General features: G+C 63.0%; 17 protein-coding genes. 9 read left to right on the top strand and 8 right to left on the bottom strand.

Annotation, left to right across the window (positions count from 1 at the left end; genetic code table 11):
• Positions 1-209: 209 nt before the first annotated feature.
• From K426_RS21705 to K426_RS21695, 3 genes are read right to left on the bottom strand one after another with little or no spacing between them, the layout of a single operon-like run.
• Positions 210-2,735 carry a TonB-dependent receptor plug domain-containing protein gene (locus tag K426_RS21705; RefSeq protein WP_066562316.1) on the bottom strand — a complete coding sequence of 842 codons (2,526 nt, stop codon included), beginning with the start codon at positions 2,733-2,735 and terminating at the stop codon, positions 210-212.
• 30 nt (positions 2,736-2,765) lie between these two features.
• A complete protein-coding gene (locus K426_RS21700) occupies positions 2,766-3,776 on the bottom strand; it encodes an ABC transporter substrate-binding protein (protein WP_066562315.1) in 1,011 nt (336 codons plus the stop codon).
• A gap of 28 nt (positions 3,777-3,804) precedes the next feature.
• The gene (locus K426_RS21695; protein ID WP_066562314.1) at positions 3,805-4,668 is read right to left on the bottom strand and encodes a TauD/TfdA dioxygenase family protein; all 864 of its coding nucleotides are present in this window, start codon (positions 4,666-4,668) and stop codon (positions 3,805-3,807) included.
• Between the two features lie 319 nt (positions 4,669-4,987).
• Between K426_RS21695 and K426_RS21690 the strand changes: the two genes are divergently transcribed.
• The 3 genes from K426_RS21690 to ltrA all read left to right on the top strand — a co-directional run bounded on the left by K426_RS21690 (position 4,988) and on the right by ltrA (position 8,981).
• The gene (locus K426_RS21690) at positions 4,988-5,566 is read left to right on the top strand and encodes a 3'-5' exonuclease (protein ID WP_237230139.1); all 579 of its coding nucleotides are present in this window, start codon (positions 4,988-4,990) and stop codon (positions 5,564-5,566) included.
• 81 nt (positions 5,567-5,647) lie between these two features.
• Positions 5,648-6,985: an LLM class flavin-dependent oxidoreductase gene (locus tag K426_RS21685; protein WP_066562312.1), complete on the top strand. Its 1,338-nt coding sequence runs from the start codon at positions 5,648-5,650 to the stop codon at positions 6,983-6,985.
• Positions 6,986-7,658: 673 nt separating this feature from the next.
• The gene (ltrA, locus tag K426_RS21680) at positions 7,659-8,981 is read left to right on the top strand and encodes a group II intron reverse transcriptase/maturase (RefSeq protein WP_066562310.1); all 1,323 of its coding nucleotides are present in this window, start codon (positions 7,659-7,661) and stop codon (positions 8,979-8,981) included.
• A 146-nt stretch (positions 8,982-9,127) separates the two neighbouring features.
• On the opposite strand, the gene K426_RS21675 is transcribed toward ltrA, so the two are convergent.
• From K426_RS21675 to K426_RS21655, 5 genes are all read right to left on the bottom strand, one after another.
• Positions 9,128-9,313 carry a hypothetical protein gene (locus K426_RS21675; protein ID WP_066562309.1) on the bottom strand — a complete coding sequence of 62 codons (186 nt, stop codon included), beginning with the start codon at positions 9,311-9,313 and terminating at the stop codon, positions 9,128-9,130.
• The gene (locus K426_RS21670) at positions 9,310-9,501 is read right to left on the bottom strand and encodes a hypothetical protein (protein ID WP_066562308.1); all 192 of its coding nucleotides are present in this window, start codon (positions 9,499-9,501) and stop codon (positions 9,310-9,312) included. The genes K426_RS21675 and K426_RS21670 overlap by 4 nt, the downstream gene beginning before the upstream one ends.
• Positions 9,502-9,626: 125 nt before the next feature.
• Positions 9,627-9,995 carry a DUF6481 family protein gene (locus K426_RS21665; RefSeq protein ID WP_066562307.1) on the bottom strand — a complete coding sequence of 123 codons (369 nt, stop codon included), beginning with the start codon at positions 9,993-9,995 and terminating at the stop codon, positions 9,627-9,629.
• Between the two features lie 348 nt (positions 9,996-10,343).
• Positions 10,344-10,727 (bottom strand): ArsR/SmtB family transcription factor, encoded by a 384-nt coding sequence (locus tag K426_RS21660; protein ID WP_066562304.1) that lies wholly within the window; start codon positions 10,725-10,727, stop codon positions 10,344-10,346.
• Positions 10,724-11,335 (bottom strand): peroxiredoxin, encoded by a 612-nt coding sequence (locus K426_RS21655; protein WP_237230137.1) that lies wholly within the window; start codon positions 11,333-11,335, stop codon positions 10,724-10,726. The genes K426_RS21660 and K426_RS21655 overlap by 4 nt, the downstream gene beginning before the upstream one ends.
• A gap of 114 nt (positions 11,336-11,449) precedes the next feature.
• Here K426_RS21655 and K426_RS21650 point away from each other — a divergent pair, with 114 nt between their 5' ends.
• The 6 genes from K426_RS21650 to K426_RS21625 are packed head-to-tail and all read left to right on the top strand — an operon-like array spanning position 11,450 to position 15,697.
• Positions 11,450-12,367, top strand: coding sequence for an MBL fold metallo-hydrolase (locus tag K426_RS21650; protein ID WP_066562300.1), 918 nt, complete (start codon positions 11,450-11,452; stop codon positions 12,365-12,367).
• Complete coding sequence (locus tag K426_RS21645; protein WP_066562299.1) at positions 12,364-12,804, top strand: YeeE/YedE family protein; 441 nt, start codon at positions 12,364-12,366, stop codon at positions 12,802-12,804. The genes K426_RS21650 and K426_RS21645 overlap by 4 nt, the downstream gene beginning before the upstream one ends.
• Positions 12,804-13,211: a DUF6691 family protein gene (locus K426_RS21640; RefSeq protein ID WP_197672820.1), complete on the top strand. Its 408-nt coding sequence runs from the start codon at positions 12,804-12,806 to the stop codon at positions 13,209-13,211. The genes K426_RS21645 and K426_RS21640 overlap by 1 nt, the downstream gene beginning before the upstream one ends.
• Before the next feature lie 28 nt (positions 13,212-13,239).
• Positions 13,240-13,449, top strand: a complete 210-nt coding sequence (locus K426_RS21635) for a hypothetical protein (protein WP_066562297.1) — start codon at positions 13,240-13,242, stop codon at positions 13,447-13,449.
• Positions 13,446-14,243, top strand: a complete 798-nt coding sequence (locus K426_RS21630; protein ID WP_066562295.1) for a sulfite exporter TauE/SafE family protein — start codon at positions 13,446-13,448, stop codon at positions 14,241-14,243. Before K426_RS21635 ends, K426_RS21630 begins: the two co-directional genes overlap by 4 nt.
• 53 nt (positions 14,244-14,296) lie before the next feature.
• Positions 14,297-15,697 (top strand): cytochrome ubiquinol oxidase subunit I, encoded by a 1,401-nt coding sequence (locus tag K426_RS21625; RefSeq protein WP_066563748.1) that lies wholly within the window; start codon positions 14,297-14,299, stop codon positions 15,695-15,697.
• The last annotated feature ends 2 nt before the right edge of the window (positions 15,698-15,699 follow it).

The following is a 15,699-nucleotide window of genomic DNA, read 5'->3' as shown; positions in this document are numbered from 1 at the left end:
ACAAGGAGAGAGGGCGCAGGAATATGTCGATATTTCAAGCCCTCTCGACGCCGGGATGGGCCTTTTTGGTCAAATCCGCAGGACGCCAAAATGGCTTCCATCTCGAACCGAAATGCGCTTGCAAAGGTGTCCAACCTTCGCCGCGCGCATTTCGGCCCGATATGTTCGCCGTTTTGGCGCCTCGAGCGCGCCATTTATGAGTTTACGGCCTAGAAACGTGCCGACACCCGTCCATAATAGAAACCGCCGCTGAGCCCGAACGGCGCGAAATTGCCGTACGCGCCCGAACCGTCATAAGCGATTACGCCGTTGCGGTCCGGATAGGTGTCGAACAGGTTATTGGCGCCGACCGACAATGTCAGCCGATCGCTGATGTCATAGCCGACGTCCAGATCCGCAATCCATTTCGCGCCGAATTTACGGTCGCCGCTCGCGACATTGCTCGATTCCACATAGCCGCCGAAGCGGGTCAACCGCGCCAGTGCATGCAGCGGCCCCAGCGACCAGTCGTTCGTCAGCACCAGCTTCGTACGCGGCGTCGCGGCGACCAGATCGCGCTGCGCCTGACGGCCGAACAGGGTGACCTTGAGCGCGGCGAGTTGCTGTGGCGTGTCGATGACCTGGGTAATCTTCGTGCGATTATAGCTGTAGGCGGCATTCAGGCGGAAACTGCCGAGCCCGCCGGTGCGCAGCGTATATTCGGCCACGACATCGACGCCGCGCGTCCGGGTGTCGATGGCGTTGGCGAAGAATTGCGCGCTGTCGACATCATCGATGCCGTTGGCGACCAGGATCGCGCGGATGGTCGACCCGCCATTGGACGCCGTGCCGAGGAATTCGGTCTTGACGATGCGGTCGTCCACCTTGATCTGATAGGCGTCGACCGTCAGGCGGAACGGCCCGCGCTCGAAGGAAAGGCCCGCCGTGTAGTTGAGCGACTTTTCGGGCTTGAGCGGACTGGCGCCCAGCGCTTGGGCGGCGACGCTGCCGACCGGCAGGAATTTCGAGGTGGTGCTGACCCGCTCATTGCCGATGATCGTCGCCGTGTTCTGCGTGGTCGAAAAGCCGCCCTGCGCCAGCGAGGGTGCGCGGAAGCCGGTGTTGACGCCGCCGCGAAGGGCCAGGCCGGGCGCGAATTCATAGCGGGTGGAGAATTTGCCCGATACCGTGTCGCCCGCGCTGTCGTCATAATGTTCGAAGCGCCCGGCGACGCCGACGAACCAGCCCGGCGTCACGTCCGCCGACAGGTCGACATAGGCGGCCAGATTGTTGCGGCTGAGCGTCGCCTCGTCCGCGGGGGAGGTTCCGGTGAAGGACACCAGTCCCGGCGAAGGCGACCGGCCGCCATAGGCGTTGCCGAATGGCGTTCCATCGGCGGGGATCACATAGCCGCCGTCGCGATAGCTGTCCGGTTCCCCGGCGCGGTTGCGGAATTTTTCCCAGCGATGCTCGAACCCGATCGCCACGTCCAGCGGCTGGGCGGTGCCGATGTCGTAGCTGCGGGTGAATTCCAGATTGTTGACCCAAAGATCCTGTATCTGCTTGCCCATGAAGAAACTTGTCGGGCTGGCAGGGCCGAGCGAGGGATTGAGCGTGCCTACCGCCCCCAGCTTCACATGGTCGCGGCCATAGCTGGTGGAAAGATCGAACGACCATCCCGCCGTCAGATCGCCGCGCAGCCCGACGGCTGACTGCCAATCCCATTCCCGGATGCGCCGCCGCGCCTGAAAGCCCGAAGGGTAAATGCCCGGCAGGGACGTCTGTCCCTGACCATTGGTCTGTCCCCCATAGCCGGTCTTTGCCGGGACAATGGCCCCGCGCTTGTCGTCGATGTCGCGGTAGCTGAGGGTGGAGAAGCTGTAGGCGGTCAGCGCCGCGCCAACGGGCAGTTCGGCATTCAACGATCCGTTGACGATCTTGTCGCGGTTGGAGCGGCCATAACCGCCCGCGATCAGATGATCGGCATTGGCCTCGCGCGGGTCGGGCGCGCCGTTCACCAAGGGATAGACATAGGGCACAGGTTCGGCCGAACTGTCGGCGCGGTCATGATATTTCCCCTCCACCGCAAGGCGGATGAACCCATCGCCGCCGATGCGCGTGCCATAGCTCAGCCCCTGCTGCACCAGCGCGCCGCCCTTTTCATAAAGCTGCCCGGCGGTGGCGGAGAAGGAACCGCCCTCCGGCGCGTCGTCCAGCAGGATGTTGATGACGCCGGAAATCGCGTCCGACCCATATTGGGCGGCGGCGCCGTCGCGCAGCACCTCGATCCGGCCCACGGCGTTGGTGGGGATCAGGTCGATGTCGACCGGCGTCGAGCCGCCCGATATGCGCGAAAGGTTATTGATAAGCGCCGTCGTGTGCCGCCGCTTGCCGTTGACCAGCACCAGCAGATAGTCGCCCGACAGACCCCGAATGGAAATGGGGCGCACGCTGGCCGATGTGCCGCCGCCGCCCAGCGCCGGCATGGTGAGCGAGGGGATGATGTTGCCCAGCACTTCCTTAAGGCCGGTGCGGCCGGTGGCCTGCAATTCCTGGGGGCTGATGACGTCGATCGGCACCGGGCTGTCGGCCACCGTCCGTCCCCCGCCCCGGCGCGTACCGGTGACGACGATCGCTGATCCCGCCTCCGCATCGTCGGCAGCGGCGGGCGGCACCGCGCCAGGCTCCTGCGCGAAGGCATAGGACGGAAGGGCGGCGCCGGACAGGGCGGCACCCGCGAGCAGCAGGCTTTTCATCGGGATTCCTTCGAAATGGTAAAAGGGGGTTCAGTCCCGCCGGGCCAGGGTCGTGGCGTTGAAGGAGGGATCATAGGCGCCGCGAATGTCGGGCAGCGCGGGGATGATGCCGGCGCGGCGGTATCGGGCGAAGATTTCGGTTTGTTCGCGGACCAGCGCATCGTCGATCGGCTCTGCCGTGCCGATATAGGCGGAGATGGAAAAGCGGGCGACCTTGAAGGGCAGGCCCGTCTCCCGCGCCAGCGTCCGGGCAAAGGCGTCGGGATGCGCCGCGGCCCAGCGCCGCGCCCGATTGAGCCGCGCGAGGAAATCGCCCAGCACTGCCCTCTTACCCTGGATCGCTGCATCCGATGCCGCGAAGAAACCGGCCTGGGTGGGCAGGCTGCTGGCGTCCCCCAGCGCCCGGTCGCCATTTTCCATGACCGCGATGCCGACATAGCTGCCCCAGGTCGACCAGGCGTCGATCGCGCCGCTTTCCAGCGCAGCCTTAGCGGCGCCGTTGTCGAGATAGGTCCAGCGGATATCGGACGGCGCGAGTCCCGCCTTCTCGATCAGGCGAAGCGCCAGATCCTGCCCGACGGACCCCCGGACGGTGGCAAGCCGACGCCCCTTGAGCTGCGCCAGGGACCGGATCGGAGAGTCCTTCGGCACGACGATGGCGGAAGCGCGACCGACATGCGCGCCCTGAGGGCGATAGGCGAAGACCGCCTTGATCTTCGCGCCGCCCGCATAGGCAAAGGCAAAGGGCGGTCCCCCCACGCCGCCGACATCGATCGCCCCTGCCCCCAGCGCCTCCAGCAAGGGAGAGGCGGCCGGAAACTGCGCCCATTCGATCCGATAGGGCACATCGTCCAGTTCCCCGGCCGCGCGCATCAGCGCCTGCGCGCCGCCGCGCTGGTCTCCGATCTTCAGGACCGGCCGAACCTGATCGGCCCCGCCGTGCTGACGAAACGAGACGAGGCCGATCGCCACCGCCGCGATCAGGGCGGCTAGGGCAATCCAGGGAAGAACCCTGCGCCGGGAGGAGGGATTGCGAGTCATGGCGTCTCCGCGACCGGCCAGTCAGGGATCAGAGGTTCGCGTAGAGCGGCTCGTCCGCAATCAGGATGCGTTCAAGAACACGCGGGAAATCGCCATAGTTGCGCACAGCATAATGGACCGCAGCGCGATTGTCCCAGAAGGCGACCGAATTGGGACGCCAGGAGAAGCGCACCTGATATTCGGGCCGCTTATACTGGCGGACGATCTCGTCGAGCAATTCGCGGCTCTCGGCAAGCTCCACGCCCAATATCTGGGGCCGCTGGGTATAGTTAACCCAGAGAATTTTCTGGCCGGTTTCGCGATGGGTGCGCACGACAGGATGCGCGACGATCGGATAGTCGTGACCCGCGCCGGTCAATGCTTCCCGGAAGTCATGGGTGACATGCAGCCCCGCCAGCCGGGCCTTCACATCGTCGGACAGGCCTTCATAGGCGAGATGGGCGTCGACCCAGATGGTGTCCCCGCCAACCTCAGGCAATGTGACGGCGCGCAGCACCGCGCCCCAGGTCGGCACCAGCCGCCAGCTCGTGTCGCTGTGATAGCCGTCGCCCGGCTTCACGTCGCGATGGATGCGCTTTTCATATTTGGCCGCATCGGCTGCGGCGATCTTGTGGATCGGCGCGATCTTGGGATCGGCGGTGTTGCTCGGGTGGGTATAGAGCGGACCGAAAGCACCCGCGAAGGCAGCATGCTGATCGTTGGTGAGCGGCTGGTCGCGGAAGAATAGCACCTTGTAGCGCAACAGCGCGGCGCGGATGGCGTCGCGCTGTTCCGGGGAAAGCGGCCTGCTGAGATCGACGCCGTCGATTTCGGCGCCGATGGTCGGTTGCAGGGGGCGGATGCCGATGATCCCGTCGGCACGGTCCAGAATATCTGCTGCTGCTGAGGACATATCATCACCTCTCAAGTCGCCGGACAATTCCGCGACGGACTATTGCTAAGGGAGGATTGCGCCGCGCGGTTATGACGATTGGGCGGCGATGCTTTGAATATCCGAATATTATTGGCAATGCTCATCCATGGAGAAGATTGGATCACCCGATAGCAATCCATGTTCAGGATCGATTTCCATTCTTCCTATTCCAATCCTTCATAATCCTCACAGTAGAGACAATAATTATTCGGTGGCCAGACCATGTACATAGACCGGGAGGGGTGTCGCCGCGCGCCGATCGGGAGCGCGGAAACTGCCGGGAAACCGGAGAGTGGAGATGGCGCTGATGGATTATGTCACGATCGATTTCGAAGCGAGCTGCCTGCCGCATCACGGCCGGTCCTTTCCCATCGAAGTGGGAATTGCCGACGCGCAAGGAGCGCGAGCCTGGCTGATCCGTCCCATCGCTGAATGGCGCAAATGGGACTGGACGCAGGAGGCGTTGGAACTGCACGGCATCGGCCCCGAGCGGCTCGAACGGGAGGGAATGCCGCCGCATCAAGTATTTGCCGAACTCAACCGGGCCATCGGGAGCCGGCGCATCATCGCGGACAGCAGGATCGACGGCTATTGGTGGCGCCTGCTGGCCGGCGCCGCGGGCGAGGTCCGCGCCCGTCCGATCGAACATGTCGCGAGCGTCTTGGACGCGCTTGCCGTGGCGAGCGAAGATATATTTTCGGCGCAGAAACATGCCGATCGCCTCTGCCCTGCGCGGCATCGCGCGGCGGACGATGCGCGGTGGCTCTGGACGTTGCTGGCGGAGTTGGAGCGGCGCGTGGATGCCATGTCCTACCCGGCCCATTTGCCGTCCGATCCGGCGCGCGAGTCACGCTCGATGGTTTTGCAAAATCCATAAATGACCGATCATTACGCATTGGTCGGCGCGCATCCCGGCGCTTAAATCCTGTTTTGCAACTCATTCAGCGAGACATCGATCATGCCCCAACAGCGTCATATCAAGCTCGGCTTCATCCTGCACGGCGTCGGCCGCACCTGGAACGACTGGCGGCATCCCGGCCGCGACGTGAACGCCAGCACCAGCCTGGCCTATTATCAGAAGCAGGCCGCGACGGCCGAACGCGGCAAGTTCGATTTCCTTTTCGTCGCGGACAGCCTGTCGATCACGGAAAAATCCAGCCCGCATTATCTCAATCGCTTCGAGCCCATCACCATCCTCTCGGCGCTGGCGGCGACGACATCGCGCATCGGGCTGGTCGGGACGCTGACGGTCAGCTACTCCGAGCCGTTCAACGTCGCGCGCCAGTTCGCCTCGCTCGACCATCTGAGCGGCGGCCGGGCGGGATGGAACATCGTGACGTCCTGGCTGGGCGACACGGCGGCCAATTTCAGCAAGACCGAACATCCGCCCCATGCCGTGCGCTATCGCATCGCCGGGGAATATCTCGACGTAGTCCAGGGCTTGTGGGATAGCTGGGAGGAGGACGCCCATGTCGCGGACAAGAAGAGCGGCCAGTTCGTCGATCCCGATCGGCTCCACCGGCTGGACCATAAGGGCGAATTCTTCCAGGTGCGCGGTCCGCTCAACATCAAGCGGACACCGCAGGGCCAGCCGGTCATCTTCCAGGCGGGCGCATCGGACGACGGACGCAATTTCGCGGCGAAGCGGGCGGAGGTCATTTTCACCCATGCCGAAGACGAGGAAGCCGGTCAGGCCTATTATGCCGACGTGAAAGCGCGGGCCAAAGGCTTCGGTCGCGATCCGCACCAGCTTTTCATCCTGCCGGGCATCGCCCCGATCGTCGGGGAAACGGATGAGGATGCGGAGGCGCGCTATCGCGAGCTGGCGGCGCTGGAATCGATTGACACGGGGCTCGGCTTCCTGTCGCGGACCTTCAACGATCATGATTTCCGCCAATATGATCTGGATGCGCCCTTTCCCGATGTCGAACATATCGGGCTCAACAGCCAGCAGAGCGGAACGCTGCGCATATTGGCACAGGTGCGCGCCGAAAATCTGACCTTGCGGCAAGTGGCGGAGCGGCTGGCGACGCCACGCGGTGTCTTCGTCGGCTCGCCCGAAACCGTGGCGGATCGCTTGCAGCAATGGTTCGAAAACGGCGCCGCCGACGGTTTCGTGGTGTTCGAGCCGCTTCCCGGGCAGCTCGACCTGTTCGTCGACAAGGTGGTCCCGATCCTTCAGGCGCGCGGTCTGTTCCGTACCGATTATGAGGGCGCCACCTTCCGCGAGCATCTGGGCCTCGCCCAGCCGGACAATCGCTACAGCAGCAAAGCTGCCGAAAAGAGCGCGGCGTAATTAGTCGACAAAACCAGTGGGATATATTCCGCACCGGCCCATCCATGACGAAACTGGATCGTCACAATAATCTACCGATTTTAGCAGATAAATGGCCACCGGAGTGGGATAAAGCCATATCCCGCCGGGTGGACCTGCGACAATCATCAGCGGCCGATTTCGGTCCTGAACGACGGCAAAGGGTGTGCGCCGTGCAAAGGCGGCACTTTCTAGCGGGTGAGAGGCCCGCCCGGCGATGCTCCAGCCGGAAGCAACCGGGGCAGGCATGGAGGTGACAAAATGTCTGAAGCCCCCGGATAACGGTCACGTAGGTGATCGTGCGAGCGTGCAGGCCGTAATGTGAGTGAACGCTGAGCAATCCTCGAAAATGTCGATGTGCAGGCCGACCCGTTAACCCTTACGGGGAAGGTTGATATGGACGGGCGAGTTTGAGCGACGTTGGAGCCCGTCTGCTGCACCGGGGTAGTGGCGACAGCATGTACGCAAGGAAAGTGCACGCAACACGGGAAGCCCCATCACGTGCCGAGGGATCGGCAACCGGACGCCCGCGAGGGATGGGAAGGGCGCGATGGGGTGGCGGAGAGGCCCGTAGTACCGAGGAAACCGGGTAATGCCGGTGGAGGGAAGGAGCCTCAGTTCAAGACGAACGCAACAAGTGGTGAGGGGCAGGAGATTGGGAAACCTATCAACTCCGAAAAGCGTCCAGAAACTGCAGAAGGCGTTGCACGCGAAAGCGAAGGCAGAAGTCGGCTATCGTTTCTACGCGCTGTACGACAAGATCAGCCGCGATGACATTCTGGCCCATGCCTATGCCCAGTGTCGCTCCAACAAGGGCGCGCCGGGTGTGGATGGACAGGACTTTGCGGACATCGAGGAATATGGCGTCGAGCGGTGGCTGGCGGAACTGGCGCTTGCGCTCAGGGAGGAGACGTACCGGCCGGAACCGATCAGACGTGTCTACATACCAAAAGCCAACGGCAAACTCAGGCCGCTGGGCATTTCCACCGTGCGGGATCGGGTCTGCATGACAGCAGCGATGCTGGTGCTTGAGCCGATCTTCGAAGCCGACCTTCCACCGGAACTCTACGCCTATCGAGCTGGGCGAAATGCCCAGCAGGCCGTGGTCGAGGTGGAGGAGCAGCTGTTCCGTGGCCGTCCGGATGTCGTAGACGCCGACCTTGCCGACTATTTCGGCACCATCCCACACTTGGAGCTGATGAAATCAGTATCGCGCCGGATCGTCGATCCACGCGTGCTGCATCTGATCAAATCCTGGCTGGAATGCGCTGTCGAGGAAACGGACGACAAGGGCCGGAAGAAGCGAACGACGCAGGCGCGTGATCAGCGATGCGGCATTATGCAGGGGTCACCCATCTCACCGCTACTGGCGAATGTTTACATGCGCCGGTTCGTGCTGGGATGGCGGAAGCTCGGCCTTGGGAAACGCCTCGGCTCGCGACTCATCACCTACGCCGATGATCTCGTGATCCTGTGTCAGAAGGGCAAGGCGGAAGCCGCGCTCGATCAGATGCGCGGGCTCATGGAGAAGCTGAAGCTGACGGTGAACGAGGAAAAGACACGCATCTGCAAGGTGCCGGACGAGACGTTCGACTTTCTGGGATACACGTTCGGTCGGATGTACTCCGCGACAACCGGCAAGGCCCGTATAGGCTACCGGCCATCAAAGAAGAGCATCCAGAGGCTGGTCGACACGATCCACACTCTCACAGACCGGGCAGGTACTTGGCAGGATACCACATATCTGGTGGCCAAGATGAACCGGGTGCTACGCGGATGGGCCAACTACTTCTCGGTTGGAACTACGAGCAGGGCATACCGTGCCGTCGACAGCTACACAGCGGTGCGGTTGCGTCGGTGGCTGCGCGCCAAATACAAAACCAGACGACGGCGAGAGGGAGCCTATCACACCCCCGAGCTATACGAGCGCTTTGGCCTCGTGCGTCTGGCGGACTTGGCCGCAGCCCGCCGTGGGTGAAGGCGTGATGTCTTGTCCGAGAGCCGGATGCGGGAGATCTGCATGTCCGGTTCGATGAGCAGGGAGTGGAAACGGACCGTCTGGCAAGCCCCACAGGCGCGCCGCACGACACCGCGCCACTTCCTGACTCTACCGAACTCAGCAGACTACGCCTCCGCGAGCGCTTCCATTACTGCTTTGAGGTCGCCCTTGACGACGATGTAATGTCCCTTTTCGAAATTAATGGCGCTGGCTTGATCAGTTCCCCTGTACCGCCGAACGAAACTGACACGGTCCGCATTGATGGCAAGGACATCGCCATCGGGCGTTTCGAATTTCACATACCCGTTCATGGAATTTTCGCCTGGGAGCCGGATGGGTCAGATGCGGCGCCTTTCTTGGCTTTATGCTTCGCGAGCAATTCGTCCAATTCCGCTATTCGGATGCGCTCCGGAGTATCCTTTGCAAGACCTTTCAACCTGCATTCGGCCCACAGGCTTCGGCGTTCCGACTCCAATGCTTTCTGATACAAATCGGCCATGCGTTCTCCAGAATTGGGATGCTCAAAGGTTCGGCTGTGGATCAGCAGCCGACTTGGGCAATGCGCTCTTAGGGCGCTGGGGCGTGTTGACCATGATAAAGCCGTGGCACGCCAGCATTAGCTATTTATTTGCGAGCTTTGCGCGCAGCGTAGCGAGCATCCCGCGCAGCCTTCATTTCAGCGGCGCTGGCGGGGGTCAGCCTGGCGGCCTTGAGTGCCGCCGCGGCGGCGGCGGCGGCTTGTTTTTCGGCTTCCGCCGCCTGCTCGGCCGCTTTGCGTTCCGCCTTTTGAGCCTTGGCCAAAGCAACCGCCTCAGCCTTGGCCGCCCGCTCGATCGCAATTGCCTGATCCCGCGCTTCGCGCGCCTGGCGTCGTTCCGCCATAAGAGCCTCGTCGACGGGTGGCTTGGCTCTCAGCGCATCCAGAGCCTTCTGTTTGGCCAATCCTGCAGCGGCAATACGATCTTGGAAGGAGGGAGCTTTATAGGAAGGCAATGTTTATCCTTGAACGTTCAATATCGATGACGCGGTGTGGTGCAACTGCAACGCTCGTTTAGCGTTGAGGCCGCAGCCATTAACAAAGAATCTTCCTGATCTCAAGGTCGCCCGATTGCGCGGTACGAACGTCATCCTTGCGGTCAGTCCGCACGGGCGCTTCATGACCTCCCATCCTCCACCGTCTCAGGTCCGCGGACAGCGGCCGATTATTCACCACATCCATTGCTTTTGCGCAGCTTCGCCCGGTTGGGAGAAGGTGAGGCTCCGGTCGCGCATGTAAAAGATCATGCGCTGTCCGACGGATCGGCGGCCGGAATGCCCATCCGGAATTTCGTTAGGCGCGGATCATAAAATGCGCGCGAAACTGGCGACGCCCTGTCTTTTCCTCGACGGGAAAGACGATGTCTCAACAGGCGTCGGCTGCGGAGTTCCCATCCCTGCGAAAATGGCTTCGATATTGCGGACGCACAAAGCGACGCTTTCATCGGCCAGCATATACCAGACCTGCTTGGCTTCCTTGCGGGTCTGAACGAGCCCGGAGCGGCGCAGTTCACCCAGTTGCTGGCTGAGCGCGGGCTGCACAAGTCCAGTGATCTCTGCGATCTCGCCGACATTGCGTTCACCGCGCAGCAGGCAGGACAGGATCATCAGCCGTTGCGATTGCGCAAAGACCTTGATCTTTTCCGCCGCGACTCCCGCAGCATCGCGATCCTCATAGAGCGCCTTCATGCGCGATCCTCGAAACGGCAGAACCAATCCCGATCGCCGTCCGCCTGCTCCGCCACGGGAAGCAGCAACCGCTGGCCATCGTCCCAGCCTTCCGGCGTCAGCACATCTGCGCCGTCGACGCACTGCAACGCGCGCAGCAGACGCAGCATCTCCTCGACGGAGCGGCCGACATTGTGCGGATAGCAGGTCGTCGCGCGAATGATTCCTTGGGGATCGATGAAGAAGGTGTAGCGCATGGTCATGCTGTCGGAAGCCGCATCGTCGATCATGCCATAGGCGCGGCCCACCACCATGCTCGGATCCTCGATGATCGGGAAGCCGATGTCGACGCCGAACAGATCCTTGAGGGCACGCACCCAGGCGAGATGGGCATAGAGGCTATCCACCGAGAGGCCCACCAGCTTGCAGTTCAACGAATCGAAAGCCGCCTGACGACGGGCCAGTTCGGCAAATTCCGTACTGCACACCGGCGTGAAATCCGCCGGATGGGAAAAGAAGATCACCCACTGTCCGCGCAAGGTCGAAAGCCGGAAATCCCCCTTCGTGGAACGGGCCTGAAAATCGGGCGCCTGATTGCCGATCCGCACCGAACCGGCTGTCTTCATCATCTCAACGTCCATGCCGCATTCCCTGCGATCGCTCGCCGCATATGGCAAGCCCTTGACGATTTCAAAATATATAAATACATAGTTTTTGTAAATATGAAATTGAAAGAGAGTCGCATGTCCGACGACGCACTCGCCAAGGCTGCCGTGCAAATTGCTGCCGCACGGAAGGGCGCACCCATCATCAAGGCGTTCTTCGATGTGCCGACCTTCACGATCACCTATGTCGTGCATGATCCGGAAACGCGCCGTGCGGCGGTCATCGATAGCGTGCTGAGCTATGATCCAGCGTCCGGCCGGACGACATTCGAGGCCGCCGGTCCGATCATCGCCTATGTCGCCGAGCAAGGATTGGCCCTCGATTGGCATCTGGAAACCCACGCCCACGCCGATCATCTGTCGGCCGCGCCCTATCTCCAGCAGAAGCTGGGCGGCAAGATTGCGATCGGCGCGCACATCTGCGAAGTCCAGCACACTTTCGGGAAGCTTTTCAACGCGGGCACCGAATTTGCGCGGGACGGCTCCGACTTTGACCATCTCTGGGCCGATGGCGACAGTTTCCAGATCGGCAACCTGTCGGTCACCGTGCTGCATGTGCCGGGCCACACTCCGGCCTGCGTCGCCTATGTGATCGGCGATGCCGTCTTCGTGGGCGATACCATGTTCATGCCGGACTACGGCACCGCCCGGGCCGACTTCCCCGGCGGCGATGCCCGCACGCTGTTCCGGTCGCTGCGCCGTCTTCTCGACCTGCCGCCCCAAACGCGCCTGTTCATGTGCCACGACTATCTACCCGAAGGTCGCGATCATTATGTCTGGGAGACGACCGTGGCCGAGCAGCGCCGGGCGAATGTTCACGCTCATGACGGGGTCAGCGAGGACGAATTCGTGGCCATGCGCGAAGGCCGCGACCGCACGCTGGCCATGCCGCGGCTCATCCTCCCTTCCGTGCAGGTCAACATGCGCGCCGGCCATCTGCCGCCTGCGGAGGACAACGGCGTCGTTTATCTCAAGATCCCGGTGAACCAGCTATGATCGCCGCCGCCTTTCCTTATGCGCAGCCCGGCGCCGGCTTGGTTGGTGGGCTCATGATCGGCCTGGCCGCCGCGATCATGCTGCTGGGCCTGGGCCGGATCGCCGGGGTGAGCGGCCTCACCGCGCGCGCGACCGGCATCGCAAACAGTGGGACTCCGCGCGGAATCGCGATCGTCTTCATCCTGGGCCTGCCTCTTGGTGCGTTCATCGTCGCATCCCTGACCGGCGGCGTCGCGGCGACCTTTCCCGCGCCGGCCCTGCTCATCATCGCCGGGCTGATCGTCGGGTTCGGCACGAGACTGGGCTCCGGTTGCACCAGCGGTCACGGCGTATGCGGACTGTCGCGCCTGTCGCGCCGCTCGATGCTGGCGACCGGGCTATTCATGGCCAGCGGCTTCGCGACAGTGGCGGTGATGCGCCTTGCGGGAGCGCTGTGATGCGGATCGTCATTGCCCTGCTATCAGGCATGCTGTTCGGAGCCGGGCTGGCCATTTCCGGCATGGCCGATCCGGCGCGGGTTCGCGCCTTCCTCGATCTCTTCGGTCGCTGGGATCCCACTCTGGCTTTCGTCATGGGGGGCGCGATCATGCCGATGGCACTTGCCTGGCTCGTCCAGAAGCGGCTCGAGCAGCCGCTTGCGGACACGGCCTTCAACCTGCCTGAAACGCGCAGCCTTGATGGCAGACTGGTGCTCGGCGCGGTGTTGTTCGGCATCGGATGGGGCATCGGCGGGCTGTGCCCCGGCCCGGCCATAGCCAGTCTCGCCCTCGCCCCCGCAGCGGTCGCCCCCTTCGTTCTGGCCATGCTCGCCGGCATGGTTCTGCACCGTCTCACGACACGATAATCACGCGATGCCGACAAGGAGCATCCCCATGGACATCAAGCCGCTGACACCCCGCCTTTCCGTGTCCCCCCAACGGCTTCCGCAGGATATGCAGGAGATAGCGCGCGCTGGCTTCCGTTCGGGACTTGCCGCTGCCGCGAGCAACGCCCTGGCCGCGCTCGACGGCAAGGCGCCGGTGGCCGCCTATGACGGCTATGGCAGTTGTCCGCTGACCGTCGTGGCAGGCCAGCCGTCATGATGGAGCCGATCCAATATGCCCTCGGCGCCTTGTCCGGCGGCCTTGTCGGCTTCGTGCTGGGTCTGGTCGGCGGTGGCGGCTCCATCCTAGCCGTGCCGCTCATGGTCTATCTCGTCGGCGTCCCCAATGCCCATGTCGCGATCGGGACGAGCGCCCTTGCCGTCGCCGCCAATGCGGCTGCCGGACTTGCCGGCCATGCGCGCGCCCATCATGTCAAATGGCGCTGCGGCGGCATCTACGCCGCCGCCGGTATCGTCGGCGCGCTCGCCGGCTCGACCTTCGGCAAGATGGTCGATGGCGAAAAGCTGCTGTTCCTCTTCGCGCTGGTCATGCTGCTGGTTGGCGCCCTGATGCTCAAGGGGCGCGGCAATCCGGGCGATCCCGGCGCGGAATGCAACCGGGAGAAGGCGCCCAAGGTGGTCGCCTACGGCCTCGGGTCGGGCGTGTTCTCAGGCTTTTTCGGCATCGGCGGCGGCTTTTTGATCGTTCCGGGGCTCGTCGCATCGACGGGCATGCCGATGTTGATGGCAGTCGGCACCTCGCTCGTCGCGGTCACGGCCTTCGGGCTGACGACGGCCGCCAACTACGCCTTTTCCGGGCTGGTCGACTGGCCGCTCGCGCTGGTCTTCGTGCTGGGCGGCGTGGCGGGCAGCATCGGCGGCACATGGCTTGCGGAACGACTGGGTGGAAAGACCGGGCGACTGACCATGGTCTTTGCCGGCCTGATCTTCATCGTCGCCCTTTACATGCTCTGGCGCAGTGCAGCCGCATTTCTGCCGGGCATGACAATCTGACCCATCACGCTGATCGCGCTGGCCTGCTAAAAGGCGGGTGAAAGGACATGACCATGTTCGATGCCGTTGACGCCCTGTTGCTGGCCCGCGCGCAATTTGCCTTCACCGTCAGCTTTCATTTCCTGTTCCCCGCCTTTTCGATCGGGCTGGCCAGCTATCTCATGGTGCTGGAGGGATTGTGGCTGGCGACAGGCAAGGGCGTCTATGCCAATCTCTATCGCTACTGGCTCAAGATCTTCGCCATCGTCTTCGCCATGGGCGTCGTTTCGGGCATCGTCATGTCGTACCAGTTCGGCACCAACTGGTCGGTCTTCTCTGACAAGGCCGGTCCCGTCATCGGGCCACTCATGGCTTACGAGGTGCTGACCGCCTTCTTCCTGGAAGCAGGATTTCTTGGCGTGATGCTGTTCGGCATCAACAAGGTAGGGCGCAAGCTGCACTTCGCGGCCACCTGCGCCGTCGCGATCGGCACGTTCATCTCCGCCTTCTGGATCCTGTCGGTCAACAGCTGGATGCAGACGCCGACCGGTTACGAAATCGGGGCCAATGGCCAGTTCCTGCCTGGTCCAAGCTGGATCGCGATCATCTTCAACCCCAGCTTCCCCTACCGCCTCGTTCACACCGTGCTGGCGGCCTATCTGACCACCGCCTTCGCGGTCGGCGGGGTGGGCGCATGGCATCTGCTCAGAGACCGAACCAATCCCGGCGCGCGGACCATGTTCTCGATGGCGATGTGGATGGCCGCGATCGTCGCGCCCATCCAGATCTTCGCGGGTGATATGCATGGCCTCAACACGCTCGCGCATCAGCCGGTCAAGGTGATGGCGATGGAAGGCCATTACGACAGTCATCCCGATGGCGCACCGCTGATCCTTTTCGGCATCCCGAACAGCGTCACGAAGCGGATCGACTATGCCGTCGAAATTCCCAAGGCATCCTCGCTCATCCTGAAACATGAGCTGAATGCGCCGCTCAAGGGGTTGGACAGCGTTTCCGACGGCGATGAACCGCCGGTCGGCATCGTCTTCTGGGCCTTTCGCGTGATGGTGGGCCTGGGCTTCGCGATGCTGGGGCTGGGTGCCTGGAGCCTGCTCGCTCGCGCACGGGGCAAGCTGAACGACTGGATGTGGCTTCATCGCGCGGCGCTCATCATGGGACCATCCGGGTTCGTCGCGGTTCTGGCGGGGTGGATCGTCACCGAAGTCGGACGGCAGCCTTTCACGGTCTATGGCCTGCTGCGTACGGCGCACAGCGCATCCCCGCTCGACGCGCCTGCCGTGGCGAGTTCTTTGCTGGCTTTCGTCATCGTCTATTTCAGCGTCTTCGGCATGGGCATCTGGTATTTGCTGCGTCTGATGAAGAGGCCGCCGCAGGCGCATGAAACCACCCTTGACGGCGCGCCAATTCGTACCGCTGGCATCACACCGGCGCCGGCCATCGAAGGAGGGCAATGACG

This window comes from Sphingobium sp. TKS, from assembly GCF_001563265.1.
Lineage (GTDB): Bacteria > Pseudomonadota > Alphaproteobacteria > Sphingomonadales > Sphingomonadaceae > Sphingobium.
Note: the sequence above shows the minus strand (reverse complement) of the source record. Positions and strands in the feature narration are given on the sequence as shown.

Bases quoted from the DNA above. Each gene is read 5' to 3' on its own strand.
- K426_RS21705 (WP_066562316.1), bottom strand. From the start codon at position 2,735: ATGAAAAGCCTGCTGCTCGCGGGTGCCGCCCTGTCCGGCGCCGCCCTT.
- K426_RS21700 (WP_066562315.1), bottom strand. From the start codon at position 3,776: ATGACTCGCAATCCCTCCTCCCGGCGCAGGGTTCTTCCCTGGATTGCC.
- K426_RS21695 (WP_066562314.1), bottom strand. From the start codon at position 4,668: ATGTCCTCAGCAGCAGCAGATATTCTGGACCGTGCCGACGGGATCATC.
- K426_RS21690 (WP_237230139.1), top strand. From the start codon at position 4,988: ATGGCGCTGATGGATTATGTCACGATCGATTTCGAAGCGAGCTGCCTG.
- K426_RS21685 (WP_066562312.1), top strand. From the start codon at position 5,648: ATGCCCCAACAGCGTCATATCAAGCTCGGCTTCATCCTGCACGGCGTC.
- K426_RS21675 (WP_066562309.1), bottom strand. From the start codon at position 9,313: ATGAACGGGTATGTGAAATTCGAAACGCCCGATGGCGATGTCCTTGCC.
- K426_RS21670 (WP_066562308.1), bottom strand. From the start codon at position 9,501: ATGGCCGATTTGTATCAGAAAGCATTGGAGTCGGAACGCCGAAGCCTG.
- K426_RS21660 (WP_066562304.1), bottom strand. From the start codon at position 10,727: ATGAAGGCGCTCTATGAGGATCGCGATGCTGCGGGAGTCGCGGCGGAA.
- K426_RS21655 (WP_237230137.1), bottom strand. From the start codon at position 11,335: ATGATGAAGACAGCCGGTTCGGTGCGGATCGGCAATCAGGCGCCCGAT.
- K426_RS21650 (WP_066562300.1), top strand. From the start codon at position 11,450: ATGTCCGACGACGCACTCGCCAAGGCTGCCGTGCAAATTGCTGCCGCA.
- K426_RS21645 (WP_066562299.1), top strand. From the start codon at position 12,364: ATGATCGCCGCCGCCTTTCCTTATGCGCAGCCCGGCGCCGGCTTGGTT.
- K426_RS21640 (WP_197672820.1), top strand. From the start codon at position 12,804: ATGCGGATCGTCATTGCCCTGCTATCAGGCATGCTGTTCGGAGCCGGG.
- K426_RS21635 (WP_066562297.1), top strand. From the start codon at position 13,240: ATGGACATCAAGCCGCTGACACCCCGCCTTTCCGTGTCCCCCCAACGG.
- K426_RS21630 (WP_066562295.1), top strand. From the start codon at position 13,446: ATGATGGAGCCGATCCAATATGCCCTCGGCGCCTTGTCCGGCGGCCTT.
- K426_RS21625 (WP_066563748.1), top strand. From the start codon at position 14,297: ATGTTCGATGCCGTTGACGCCCTGTTGCTGGCCCGCGCGCAATTTGCC.